This is a genomic window from Petrotoga sp. 9PWA.NaAc.5.4 (assembly GCF_002895485.1).
GTDB lineage: Bacteria > Thermotogota > Thermotogae > Petrotogales > Petrotogaceae > AZRK01.
Genome location: NZ_AZRK01000002.1, coordinates 194106 through 207213, shown reverse-complemented (window position 1 = coordinate 207213; position 13108 = coordinate 194106). Strand labels below are relative to the sequence as shown.

General features: G+C 30.6%; 11 protein-coding genes. 1 reads left to right on the top strand and 10 read right to left on the bottom strand.

From position 1 onward, the window contains the following. Positions 1-3 precede the first annotated feature (3 nt). The 10 genes from X924_RS02365 to X924_RS02320 form a co-directional block, all read right to left on the bottom strand. Positions 4-729, bottom strand: coding sequence for an IclR family transcriptional regulator (locus tag X924_RS02365; protein WP_255398000.1), 726 nt, complete (start codon positions 727-729; stop codon positions 4-6). A 100-nt stretch (positions 730-829) separates the two neighbouring features. Next, positions 830-1780 carry a sugar kinase gene (locus X924_RS02360; protein ID WP_199172610.1) on the bottom strand — a complete coding sequence of 317 codons (951 nt, stop codon included), beginning with the start codon at positions 1778-1780 and terminating at the stop codon, positions 830-832. 33 nt (positions 1781-1813) lie between these two features. Then, entirely contained in the window at positions 1814-2455 is a 642-nt protein-coding gene (locus tag X924_RS02355; protein ID WP_121957343.1) for a bifunctional 2-keto-4-hydroxyglutarate aldolase/2-keto-3-deoxy-6-phosphogluconate aldolase, read from the bottom strand. Positions 2456-2828: 373 nt separating this feature from the next. Further along, a complete protein-coding gene (locus tag X924_RS02350; RefSeq protein WP_121957342.1) occupies positions 2829-3995 on the bottom strand; it encodes a tagaturonate epimerase family protein in 1167 nt (388 codons plus the stop codon). 18 nt (positions 3996-4013) lie between these two features. After that, positions 4014-5180 carry an ROK family protein gene (locus X924_RS02345; protein ID WP_121957341.1) on the bottom strand — a complete coding sequence of 389 codons (1167 nt, stop codon included), beginning with the start codon at positions 5178-5180 and terminating at the stop codon, positions 4014-4016. A gap of 70 nt (positions 5181-5250) precedes the next feature. Then, positions 5251-6618: a glucuronate isomerase gene (gene uxaC, locus X924_RS02340; protein ID WP_121957340.1), complete on the bottom strand. Its 1368-nt coding sequence runs from the start codon at positions 6616-6618 to the stop codon at positions 5251-5253. Between the two features lie 26 nt (positions 6619-6644). Then, positions 6645-8033 (bottom strand): alpha-glucosidase AglA, encoded by a 1389-nt coding sequence (gene aglA, locus X924_RS02335; protein ID WP_121957339.1) that lies wholly within the window; start codon positions 8031-8033, stop codon positions 6645-6647. A gap of 94 nt (positions 8034-8127) precedes the next feature. After that, entirely contained in the window at positions 8128-8928 is an 801-nt protein-coding gene (locus tag X924_RS02330) for a carbohydrate ABC transporter permease (protein ID WP_199172609.1), read from the bottom strand. Further along, positions 8925-9794, bottom strand: a complete 870-nt coding sequence (locus tag X924_RS02325; protein ID WP_121957338.1) for a carbohydrate ABC transporter permease — start codon at positions 9792-9794, stop codon at positions 8925-8927. The genes X924_RS02330 and X924_RS02325 overlap by 4 nt, the downstream gene beginning before the upstream one ends. A 631-nt stretch (positions 9795-10425) precedes the next feature. Next, entirely contained in the window at positions 10426-11700 is a 1275-nt protein-coding gene (locus X924_RS02320; protein ID WP_121957337.1) for an ABC transporter substrate-binding protein, read from the bottom strand. Positions 11701-11916: 216 nt separating this feature from the next. On the opposite strand from X924_RS02320, the gene X924_RS02315 reads away from it, so the two are divergent. Beyond that, entirely contained in the window at positions 11917-13083 is a 1167-nt protein-coding gene (locus X924_RS02315) for a glycerol-3-phosphate acyltransferase (protein ID WP_121957336.1), read from the top strand. The last annotated feature ends 25 nt before the right edge of the window (positions 13084-13108 follow it).

The window sequence follows — 13108 nt, the reverse complement described above, 5'->3', positions numbered from 1 at the left end:
ACTTTAATCTTTGTATCCCAAAAGTTTTGAAATCTTTTTTGCACAATCTTTCACATAAAATATATATTTTTCTATTACCGGATCTTCTTTTTTAGAAGCACTCATTGAGATGCTAACAGCTGCATTTACCTTTTTATTATAATCAAATATGGGAGCGCCTATACAAAAAATACCATTTTCATTTTCTTCATTATCTATTGCGTAGCCCATTTTTTTTATCTGATTTAATTGCTTTTTTAATTCTAACGGAGCCGTCACTGTGTTTTTTCCTCTTTTTTCTAACTTTACTGTTTTTAAATACTCTTCTAATTCTTGTTCAGATAAATTGGCTAAAATTGCTTTCCCAAATCCAGTTGCATATAAATTCATTCTCATACCAATCCTGGAAAGCATAGGTAAACTGTTTGGCCCTTCTATCTTTTCTATATATACCCCTTCGTTACCATCTTTTACCACAAGATGAACGGTCTGACCTGTCTTAACCATTAAATCAACTAAATGGGGTTGGGACAGATCTCTAATATTTATCCTTTTTAAGATTATGCTCCCATATTCCACCAATTTAAAACTGGGAACATAAGTTCTATCTTTGTTTTTAGTTAAAAGTCCTCCTCGGTACAAATCATCCAAGTATTTATAGGCATTAGAAATCGACATATCAAATTCGCGAGTAATTTCTGTCGCACTTACTGGAGTGGGAGAATTAACAATATAATCAAGTATGGCTATAACATTTTTAATAGTTTGAATTAATATTCACCTACCTAAAAAATTATCTAAACATAATTATACTATATATTTTTAAATTAATAGAAAAAATTAATATTATTTATCTTGTAAATTCTTCATCATTTCCCAAAAAAGAATGAAGATCTTCCCACGTAGGTAGCCCTTCTACATCTCCCTTAACGGTCAGCGCAAAAGCGCCAGCAGCATTTGCTAATGTAACAGCATCTTTTAACGTATATCCCTTTATTAAACTTGCTAAAAACCCTGCAGCAAAAGCATCTCCTGCACCAATTGGATCCACTATTCTTTCAACCCTATATCCAGGAACATGAGTTATTTCATCTCTTGTTCCTAAATAAGCACCTTCCTTTCCAACTTTTAAAACAACTATCTTAGGACCAAGTAATAAAAATTTATTTAATATCTCTATTTCGTCGGACATTTCCAATAAGATTTTTGCCTCACTTAACCCTGGAAGTAATATATCTGATTTACTAACGATATCTAAAATAGTTTTTTTCATTTGTTCTTTATTGTTCCATACTTTTAACCTTATGTTTGGATCAAATACTATTTTTAAACCGTATTTTTTTGCTATTTCTACAGCTTTATAAACAGCCTTACAACAAGATTCACTTAAACCTGGAGTAATACCTGTTAAATGTAGATATTTTGCTTGAGCAATATAATCTTCGTTTAAATCATCTGGTGCTACAAAACTTGCAGCAGATCCTTTCCTGTAATAATAAATTTTACTTTCACCTACTTCTACTCTCTCTTTGAAGAAAACACCAGTTGGATGTTCTTCATCTCTTTTTACTTGTGAAACATCAACTCCTTCTCCCTTAATAAAAGATTCTACATAATCCCCAAACCCATCTTTACCTAATTTGCTTATCCAACCAACCTTTATTCCCAATCTTGAAAGCCCTATGGCCACATTTGATTCTGCACCACCAATGTGCTTATTAAATTGATAAATATATTTCAAAGGCCCTGTTTCAGTAGGAACAAAAAGAACCATGGTTTCTCCCAAAGTTACTACATCCATTATAATCACCCATTTCATTATTTATTTCAAATTCTATATTCTTGCTTTTTTAATTTTTTCAACAAATTTTCTCGCTGTTTCTTGAACTTCTTCATAATTACCATTTTGAACACCTTTTGTTAATTCCCCTCCAACTCCAACTGCTAAACAGCCAGCCTTAATCCAATCACCCACATTTTCAAGATTTACTCCTCCTGTTGGAATAATAGGAGCATACGGAAGAGGCCCTAAAATAGCTTTAACTACAGATGGACCAAAGGCACTACCAGGAAAAAGTTTTACAAAATCCGAACCTGATTCCATCGCTTCTATCACTTCTTTTATAGACATTGCACCCATCATTGTAACTTTTTGGTATCTATTACATAATTTGACGATTTCTGCGTTAAAATAAGGACTTACAAAAAATTCTGCTCCTGCCAACATAGCTATTCTTGCAGTCTCTGAATCAAGCACAGTACCTGCTCCAATAAGAATTTCATCATTTTGATAAGTCCTTTTAAGTTCTTCAATAACTTCTATAACTCCAGGCACAGTCATCGTTATTTCGACAACATCTATCCCTCCCCTTTTCACTGCATTCGCTATATTAAGGGCTTGTTCGGGAGAATTTGCTCTAATCACTGAAATTATTCCTGTATCAATTATCCGCTGCATCACTTTTAATTTTTTCATATGTACCTCCCATCAACAAAAACTTTTATTATTTTTATAAATTTTAAAAACTCAGCCTTATCAAAGTTTTAGTTTTAAACCTTTTTTAAAACACCTAAACAATTCTAATCTTGAACAAAATTTTATTTATTTAATTCAATCATTATTTTGACAGAAAAATGGGAGAAGGCTACACCCTCGACTCAATTTAAATTAAAACAATATTTTTACATATTGACGTGTTTTTTCTCTAAATGAAAGTTATTTTCTTATAATAAAATCGGTAAAATTATAAATAATGCAAGTTTATTTGTCAACATTAATTTGGGTTGATTAAAATAGTTTACAAACAATTATTTATGATTAATCATAAATAATTCCTTTTTCCCTAATTTTAGATATTAGATTTTTCCGGAATTTTAAGTCCTTTAACATGTCTTTCAATATATTTAGCAACTTCCATGTGATATTCACTTTCGTATTTAGTTAATATTTCAAAGAATCTGTTTCTAAAATCATACTTAGGATTCAACACAAATATATAAGAAACATGTAGAGTTTGTCTTGCATCATGATTATTTAAATATTCAATGGGTTTTAAATCTTTTGGTACTGAAAAAGGATCACACGAAAGGTGATAATATTTATCCATTTCTTCTCTCTTTTCAAGACATATTTTCCAAATTTCTTTAAAAAAGGCGGCATCTTTTTGCGCAATTATTTTAATAGCTTCTAAATAGCTTGTCCCAGAAGTTTTAAGATGATAGCTTCCCTTCGTTATTTCTCCTATATATGGGTAAATAGAAAATTTATCACTACCCGAATGAATCGAAAGCCTGTATCCAAAGTATTTAGCTATCTTATCGTGCTTTTTTATCGCTTTTTTGAATTCTTCAATATCACCTATATAATCAATTCCTTTTTGAAACTCTCCTGGAAATTTCGGCGCTAAAGTATCTATTGTAATTCCTTCATCATACAAATACTTAGAGATTAAAAAATGAGTTTTATCATCTGAAGGCATATCCGTTTCGTCTATTGAAATTTCAAAAGAGACTTCTTTTTTATTAACTTTTTCAAACTTCTTCCACACATCCACGACTCTTTCAATAACTCCCGAATAAGTAGCAACAATTTTTTCTAATTCTTCTTTGTCGTTATATTCTATCGCCATATCGCCTGCATAAAAAGACTTATTGTAAAATATCTCCAATAGCTGCTCTTTTAAAGGAGACTTACTATTATTCATATATTCTGAACAATCCAATGTCAACATCTTTATTCCTGAATCTAATGCATATTGTATTTCTTCATCGCTTTTTAAATGATCCCCGTCAAATCCACTATTTCCAACATAATTTTCCTCTACAAGAGCAAGCAAAACATCCTTTCTTACATCTTGAAAAGTCCTTCCAGTAAAGTTCAATTCTCTAATACTTTGTTGAGCGAAAACTGGAAAAAAGTCATAACTTTTAGCAACTTTAATATGTCCATTTGTTGCTAATCCTATTCTATCCCCTAATCCTAAAGAAACACCTTTTTTTGGTAATTTAGTAAACATTTCTATTATCCTCCTTAATCACAACTTCTTTGAAATCAATTCTTCTTTTATATATTTTTCAAAGGCAAAGGTAGCTGCGCCTGAAGCTGTTATATATTCACCTATTGAAGGTAATTCTAATTTAACCTCTCTGTTTGCATAGAATATGTTTTCTCTATAACTTCTTTCAACAGAGGTTTTTAGATATTTCCAGCCATAAGATACTCCTCCAGCAATATATACCTTTTCTGGATTTAAAATATTCACTAAAGAAGCGATCCCTATCCCCAAATAATAACCTGCTCTTTCAAAGGTTCTTATAGCATTTTCATCGCCATTTTCCGCTAATTTATACACAATACTTGAATCACAATTTCCTTCACAATTTAATTCTTTCCCAGATAACTCTTCATAAGTTTTCACTATAGCTTTACTAGAACTCTCTGTTTCTAAACATCCTTTTTTTCCACAATTACACTTTCTTCCATCAGAGTTAACAGTTATATGTCCCAACTCTCCTGCAGCATTTCTATAACCTCTCAATATTTTTCCATCACCAACAATACCAACTCCGATTCCTGGCCCAATATTAATAACACAAAAATCCTTTTCTTTGTAAGAATTATTAGAAATTAAACTTCTCGCCATCATAATAGTATTGTGATCTACATATGCGGGTAATTTAAATTCTTTTTTCATTATTTTTTTAACTTCAAAATTTTCGATATCTAAATTATGCGATCTTCTAACTACACCTCTTTCATAATCAATGTATCCGGGAAATGCCATACCTATTCCTTTGATATTAAATTTCCCAACAACAACTTGAATATTTTCATTTATTTGTTTTAGCAATAAATTATTTTTTTCTGATTTAAATCTTTTTGAATAAAGAATATCTCCCTTACCGTTTGAAACAATTACCCTTGAATAAGCAGAACCTACATCATAACCAAGAAACAAAAAATCTTCATAGTTAATATCCAGCAATACTCCTTTTTTACCAACTCGAGAAACTTCTTCACTCCCTACTTCCTTTAACACATTTTTTCTTATTAATAGATTAGTTATATAACTCACCGTTGAAGGCATTAGATTAGTTTCTCTTGCTATATTGGCCCTTGTCATAGGACCGTTGATTCTTAAGGATTCAAAAATTAATGCGGCATTATTTTCTTTCAAGGAAGACAACGATGCTTTTTTCATCTTTTATTTCCTCCAAATTCTACAATTGTTATTTGGTATTTTATCAAATAATTCTTCTTGAACCTAACATCTAATTTTTTTCAAAAAATAATTTCTTTGGCCTTTCGTAACAAATTTCTCTTACCAAATCAAACGCTTCTCGTGTTGGTATTTGACCTTTTTCGACCATTTCTCCAATAACGTTAGATAATTCCCTTCTAAACATTTCTGTTCTTGAACCGTAAGATATAAGTTTTCTGGAATCTGTTACCCATCCTGCTAAATCACTTAATAAATCAACTGTAGCAATATATTTTAGATACATTTCCATTCCAAAAGGACTATCGTTAAACCACCATGGAGTACCCAAACTAACATTTGGAAAAGCCCTTGCTATGCTAGATACAGTCGAAAATAAAGAAGGATCCAAACAATATATAACTATTTTGAGTTTTTCATCGTATTGATTTAGAAAGTATCTCAAGCCTTTTACCAAATCTACATTATTAGTTGAAATATCTCCACCTGCATCAGGACCTAACATACTGTACAATTTATCCCTATAATCTCTTACAGCTCCAATATGTAACTGCATGACCCAATTACTTTCGGCATTCATTTTTCCAAATTCGTGAAAAATAAAAGACTTAAAATCTGAAATTTCTTGACCTGTTAACTCTTTTCTTGAAATAGCTTTTTGATAAACCTCTTCTACTTTTGTTTTTTCTACCGGATAAGAAACAGGCTGAAATATTCCATGATCACTTGCAACGCAACCAAGATCTTCAAAATTTCTATGGCTTGTGTACAACGCTTTTAAAAAACCTTCAAATGTACCAACATCTTCTTTTGTTACCTCTCCTAATTTTTCTATAAACTCGGGCCACCCGTCTTTATCAATATTCATAACCTTATCTGGGCGCCAGGTCGGAAGAATTTTAATGCCTTCTATTTTTTTTGCTTTCTCATGATAAGAAAGATCTTCAGTAGGATCGTTTGTAGTACACATTACTTCTACATTCATCTTTTTCAAAAGTTGTTGAGGTTTCATACTCTCACTTTTTAACAATAAAGAAGTATCTTCCCATATTTTTTCAGCAGTATATTTTGAAATATTAACTTCAATTTTAAACATTCTTTTTAAATCAAGATGTATCCATTCGTAAGTAGGGTTTCCAACAAATTTAGGAAAAACTGTAGCCAAAGCCTTCCATTTTTCTTTATTAGAAGCTTTTCCTGTTATTTTATCTTCAGGAACTCCGGCTTTTCTCATTAATTCCCAAACATAATGATCAGTAGCTCCTTCTACCTGCCAAATATCTTGCCAACCTTTATTTTCTACTATTTCTTTAACATCTCCATGATTGTGTGCATCTAATATAGGCAGATCTTTTACTGATTCATATAATAATTTTGAAGTTTTATTTTGCAATAAATAATTTTCATCTAAAAATGCCAAAGTTATTCCTCCCATAATTAATAAATTTACTTATAATGTTCTTTCATTTCTTTATTAAATGGCAAATTGAATATTTCATCCCATAATTTAGGAATAGCATCGTAATCTTTTGTCCTTGGATCTCTTACTAAAACTTCTTCTAATATTTTTCTATCTCCAGTAATAAATGCCTCTAATGCCATTTCCATTCTTGTTATTCTTGGAATTAGATAATATTTTTTTATTTTTTCTGGTAAATCTGGTTCTATTTTTTCAGGAGTTATTCCACTTTTGTTAACTTTTACTGGAACTTCAACAACGACATCATTCGAAATACTCTTAATTGTCCCATTATTTAAAATATTTAAAAATAGTCTTGCTTCTACATTGTTTGTTAAAGCATTTATAAAAGGTATCTGTTGCTCTCCACTCATCTTTTCTTTAGGAAATTCCTCCGGCCATCCTTCAGTAATTTTTATCTTTGGATCTTTCGAAACTTGTATAATTAGTCTTTTTATTTGTCTTAATTCTTCATAGAATTTAGGTCTCTCTACTTCATTGTCTATACCCCCAAATTTTCCATACCATCTCTTTTTTGCTTCCAAACTATGATGATGTTTCCAAGTGCTATTTCTGGTTGTGTCTCCTATAGGTAATAATCCATAAAATTTGTACATGTCTATAACTGCAGGAGCTAAGTGAGTATCCCATGGATCTTTTGGTTCCCAGCTTTTTGATTTCTCTTCTATCCATTTGTCTAATATAGGGTACCCATCTTCACCTTTGTATATGAACCTATTCAACCAAATACCATGGTTTACTCCTGCTACTTGCCAATCTATTTCTTTTTCATCTAATCCTAACGTTTTAAAAATTTCATGAACTCCTCCAACTCCATGACAAAATCCTACAACTTTAACGTTTGTCAATCTTTTAATTAACTGCGTAATTTCCATAACAGGATTAGCTGTTTGTATAAGCCAAGCATTCGGACACACTTTTTCAACAGATTTGGCTATATCAAGCGACATCTTTAAATGATTATAATTCGTAAATGTATAATAATCAGAAACCATATTAAATTCCTGACTATCTATCCCTCTGTAATAACCATACTTTTCTGCAACATCTCTCATTATTTCATAATTAACGTATCCATCTTCATGACCAGATGCTCTATACAATGCAGTATTTATAACAAAATCAGCATCTTTAAGTGACTTTTCTCTATTAGTGGTTTTTTCAAATTTTAAATCCCCACCTATTTCTTGGGTATATCTTTTAGCTAAATTATCTACAGCATTTAATCTTTCTTCATCTATATCCATAAAAGACACTAAGCTTCCGTTTAACTCTTTTGTTTTAGCTAAATCTCCTACTAATTTAACTGTGTATCTTACACTACCTGCTCCTATAAAAGATATTTTGATTGACATCCGAACACCTCCAAATTTTACAAAATATAGTTTATTAAAATAGTTAAATTTTTAATTTTTTAAATTATTGCTTTTATTTTAGATTCATCACTATTTAATACTTTAATCCCCCTCCCATTAATCCTTTCATAAATAAGTTTTGAAAAAGCAAAAATATTATTAGAGTGGGAATTATAGAAAGAACAGCTAATGCTAAGACTTCATTCCATGCGACTCCATATTGACCTTGTAAACTTGAAAGAGCTAATTGAATAGTATAAAATTTACTTTCATTTATAACTATTAATGGCAGAATAAAATCATTCCATCTCCAAGTGAATGAAAATATCGATAAAGCAGCAATTAAAGGTTTTGAAAGAGGGACAACAATTCGGTTAAATATTTGGAATTCTGTCGCTCCATCAATTTTAGCGCTTTCTAAAAATTCATTAGGTATATCTTTCATGTACTGTACAGCGGCAAATGTACCTGTTGGAGTAAAGATTGCAGGAATGATCAAACCCCAAAGCGAATTCATTAACCCTAGTTTTCTAATAATAACAAACAATGGAACCATAGTGATTTGCGTCGTTATAAAAAGAGTAAGCATAATAGTATTTGATAAAAGATTTCTACCTTTAAATGAACCTTTGGCTAAACTGTATCCAATAGTTAAGCAAAGAATCACAGTAAAGATAGTGGAAATAATGGCTACAAATAATGTATTCCATAAATATCTCATAAAATCCATATTTTTAAAAATGTTAATATATCCTTCCAATGAAAAATCTTTTGGAAATATTGTAGGTGGATATTGATAAATTTCTCCAAGGGTTTTGAAAGACGACAATACTGTCCAAAATATGGGTATCATAAAAATAACAGCTAATATTATTACTATTATTTTACGTATCAAATAGTATCACCACTTTCTGTACTTTGTGCCTTTAGAGCAAAAACAGAAATCACGAAGACGATCATCAAAAAAACGAAACTTGCCGCAGATGCGTATCCAATTCTATAACTTGAAAAAGCTTGCTGATAAATATATAACGGTGTTACTGTGGTTGCATAACCAGGTCCGCCTGTGGTCATAATATATACTATAGTAAAATCTCTAAAACAATATGCAGTTGACAAAATTAAAACCAAAATATTTGTATTTTTTAGTAAAGGAAACGTTATTTTCCAAAACAATTGGATTTTATTTGCACCATCGACTATTGCCGCTTCATGGAGCTCTTGAGGAATATTTTGTAACCCTGTAATAAAAAGCATCATCATAAACCCAGTTAGCGTCCAAACTTGTACCAAGACTACAGAAAAAAGAGCAAAATTTGGATTTTCAAGCCATGATACAAGAGGCAAGCCTATTCTTATAAATATAGAATTTATTAATCCTGTATCAGTAGATAATAACCATTTCCACATAGTACCTCCAGCAACCATAGGTATCATATATGGCCAATAAAAAAAAGCTCTAAATATTTTGGAAAATTTATCTTCATTCTGTAAAAATGCTCCTAAAAGAAGAGATAATAAAAAGGTTATAGGAACAGATAAAAGAGTAAACTTAAAAGAGACGTATAGAGAATTCCAAAACCATTTATCCACAAATAAATGCTTAAAATTTTGGAATCCTACAAACTTCATTGGTCTCAACAAATCCCAAGAATAAAAAGATAGAATGATAATCAAAACTATTGGAACAAATGTAAATATTATAAAAAATATAAGGGAAGGTATCGAAAAAATAAATCTGTTTTTAATCCATTTTTGCACTCTTTAAAACCTCCGTTATAAAAGGAATTATTTATTTTCTTTAAAAATTAGAAAATCCACAATTTATATATGTTTTGTTAAATTTTTTCAAAAATACCTACTCGATTCTAATATTCACAAAATATGAATTCCTTTAACTTTTTCAATACACATCTCGAAGGAAAGAAAGAAGGTTTCAACCTGGACCTATTATAAATTCAAAAGCTTATTTTAAAGAATTTCTCATTTCTAAAGTCCCTAAAAAGAATATATACTTACTTTCAAAATTCTATAAGATTTATTGAAAATTAGTTCTATTCTTTGAATAAAGACATAATTACAAGTTAATCATAATCTTGTAAAAATAAACTATATGTAACCTCAAGATTTAACTCCTCTTCTACAAAAGAATCAATAATTTCTTCTTTATGTTAAATAAATGATAATTTAAAATTTTTCATTTTCACTTTTCAAATAGCTGTACGAATCTGTCTTTTATCCTTTCAGAAAAAATCATTTCTAAAATATCTACAAAATTTTAATAATTAAATTTTATGCTTTTGAAAAGATGACGATACTATGATTTTTCTTATAAAATATAGTCATTTGAATATAACATCTCTCAAGGCAAAGAGCCTTGAGAGATAATCCCTTACAGTCCTAAATCCTCCATGATTCTTTCATATTCTATTTTTATATTTGTTATTATCTCTTTTGCTGTTACATTTCCAGCAATTCCCAAAGATAATTGCTTTCTTATGGGTTCAGTTAATCTGCTCCACACTTCATTTGCTCTAGAAGTAGCTGTCCATACAGGTGCTCTTTCACCTAATTTTGCAAAAGTTTGAGCCCATTCATTCATCTGTTCATTTTCATAATCTATATAATGGTCTTCATATGCAGTTAAATAATATCCTGTTTTCATTAAACTAAGATATCCTTCTTCTTTATCAGCCATCCACATGATGAAATCAATGGCAGCATTCTCTTTTTCTGATTTCCCTGTTTGAAATGCGCCTAAGAAACTTCCTCCAGGTATGCCAAACCAATCTCTTATTTTAGGAAAAAAGGCAACATCATATTCTTTACCAGTAGTTTTGGAAATATCTATCGCATTTGACGCTTGCCAACTTCCTGACCAGTATGCAGCAGTTCTACCAGAATAAAAATCTTGATCAGCTGCTTGACCACTTAACCATTCAGCTTTTGGAATATAATTTTCTCTAAATAAATTAAGGAATTCATCAATTGCTTTTTCAGAATCTTCATAAGTGTCTAAAACAAAATTTAGATTTTCATCTAAAACTTTAATATTCCACAATGATAGATAACTAAAAAAACGGTCAGCTGAATAATCATAAGAAAGTGCATAAGGTATTTTATTAGTCTTTTTCAAATTGTCTAAAATTGATTTAAATTCGTCCCAAGTCCATGGTTCTTCTCTTTCCTCAGAAGGAGGATAGGATATACCAGCTTTTTTAAACATTTCTTTATTTACCCACAAGCCGTGAATGGTAAATTCTAAGGGAACTGCATGTACAACGTCTCCACTTCCTAAATAGACATTGGTAACATCATATATTGAATCTTTATATTCTTGTGGATCTAATCCGTACTTTTCCTTAATATATGGAGAAAGATTTATTAAGTATGGAGCGACTTGTGGAATATAAGCAGTAGTGACTTGAATCAAATCAGGTACTTCCCCGCTCATAATAGAAAGTGCTACCTTTTGCATGAAACCTCCATAATAAGGTAATACAACAACATCAATGTTAATTCCCGGATTTTCTTTTTCATAAATCTCAACAACTTTAGACATGTTCCTTCCCATTGTTGCGTCTCCAACATACATAGTTAAATCTACAGCCAAAGAAATAGATACGATAAAAACAGTTAGAATAATAAAACTAAATACTTTTTTCATACTTTCACCTCCAAAATCAAAAAATTTATTAATTCATTCTAAAATCGAATATATTTATAACCATTTTAAATCAATATAAATAAATAGTCAACTTTGATTTTACCTAATTAGAAATGATGATATGCAATTAAGATGAAATATTTTTGATTATTTTGACTTTCCTTACTTTTTATAAATTTTTCTAAAAGAAGTATAATTTAATTAGAGGTGATCAATATGAAATTAATATTATCCTTAATAATAAGCTATTTTATTGGTTCCATCCCATGGAGTTTTATATTTACAAAGATTTTTTCTGGCAAAGATTTAAGAAAGGTGGGAACAAAAAATGTTGGTGCAACAAACGCTTGGAAAGAAGCGGGACCTGTAGCTGGGATTTTATCTTTCGTTGGAGATTCCACAAAAGGCATTTTGGCAATTTTAATTGGGATGTTACTCGGTATAAGCAAAACTTGGTGGCCTTTATTCGCTTTAATAGCTATAATTGGGCATTCCTTTCCCATATGGTTAAAAGGTAAAGGTGGGGTTGGTGTAGCAGCTGCAGTAGGATCGTTTGTTATTTTATTTCCCTTAGAATCTGCTGCTTTTGGTATTTTAGCTGGAACATTATGGCTGACTTTTAAAAAAGGTATTATATTTATCTTGTCTTTGCTATGGCCGTTTGTTATTTTAATAGGATATTTGAGGGGAACTTTAGATCTGATAGGAACACTTTTAAGTATTATAATGGTATTATTTTTGTTCCTTAGAGGGATGGACAATTTAATAAAAAGCTTTGAAGAAGCTAAAGAACCTCTTAAAGATAACTTTGTTAGAAGAAAATTGTGGAGATACATGGGACTTTTATTTCCAACATTAGCTTATCCTCTGTGGGGAGCGATTGTTTTTAGATATATAGTTATTATAGCTGGCTTAATAGCTTTAATTTTGGAACTTCTGAGAAAATATTCAAAAGGAATAAATAATGTTTTGAAAAAGGTTTTTAAACCTGTTAGTAAAAGTGAAGAAGATTATAAAATTTCTGGAACAAGTTATTTCCTTATGGGTTGTGCGATAGCTGGGCTTTTCCCTATACCTTATTCTTTAATTTCTATAGTTATGTTGGTACTGGGTGATTCTTGGGCAGTTTTAGTTGGTAAGAAGTGGGGAAAGCATCAATGGTTACAAGGAAAATCAATTGAAGGAAGTATTGTTTGCTTTTTGATTTGTTTGGCATCAGGTGCGGTTTATATGAATTTGATAGGATCCCCTGTTAGTTATTTTATTTTAATTGTGGGTGCTCTATCTGCTACCATGGTTGAAGGCTTAGGTAATTGGTTAAACGATAATTTGACTATGGCTCCGATTTCGGCTCTTTGTATGTGGCTTTTTTCTTTACTTTAAAAATTCCCCGCGTTTTTTATAGCGG

Coding starts and splice junctions, on each gene's coding strand:
- X924_RS02345 (WP_121957341.1), bottom strand. CDS start 5,180: ATGAAAAAAGCATCGTTGTCTTCCTTGAAAGAAAATAATGCCGCATTA.
- X924_RS02350 (WP_121957342.1), bottom strand. CDS start 3,995: ATGTTTACTAAATTACCAAAAAAAGGTGTTTCTTTAGGATTAGGGGAT.
- X924_RS02360 (WP_199172610.1), bottom strand. CDS start 1,780: ATGGATGTAGTAACTTTGGGAGAAACCATGGTTCTTTTTGTTCCTACT.
- X924_RS02320 (WP_121957337.1), bottom strand. CDS start 11,700: ATGAAAAAAGTATTTAGTTTTATTATTCTAACTGTTTTTATCGTATCT.
- aglA (WP_121957339.1), bottom strand. CDS start 8,033: ATGTCAATCAAAATATCTTTTATAGGAGCAGGTAGTGTAAGATACACA.
- X924_RS02315 (WP_121957336.1), top strand. CDS start 11,917: ATGAAATTAATATTATCCTTAATAATAAGCTATTTTATTGGTTCCATC.
- X924_RS02355 (WP_121957343.1), bottom strand. CDS start 2,455: ATGAAAAAATTAAAAGTGATGCAGCGGATAATTGATACAGGAATAATT.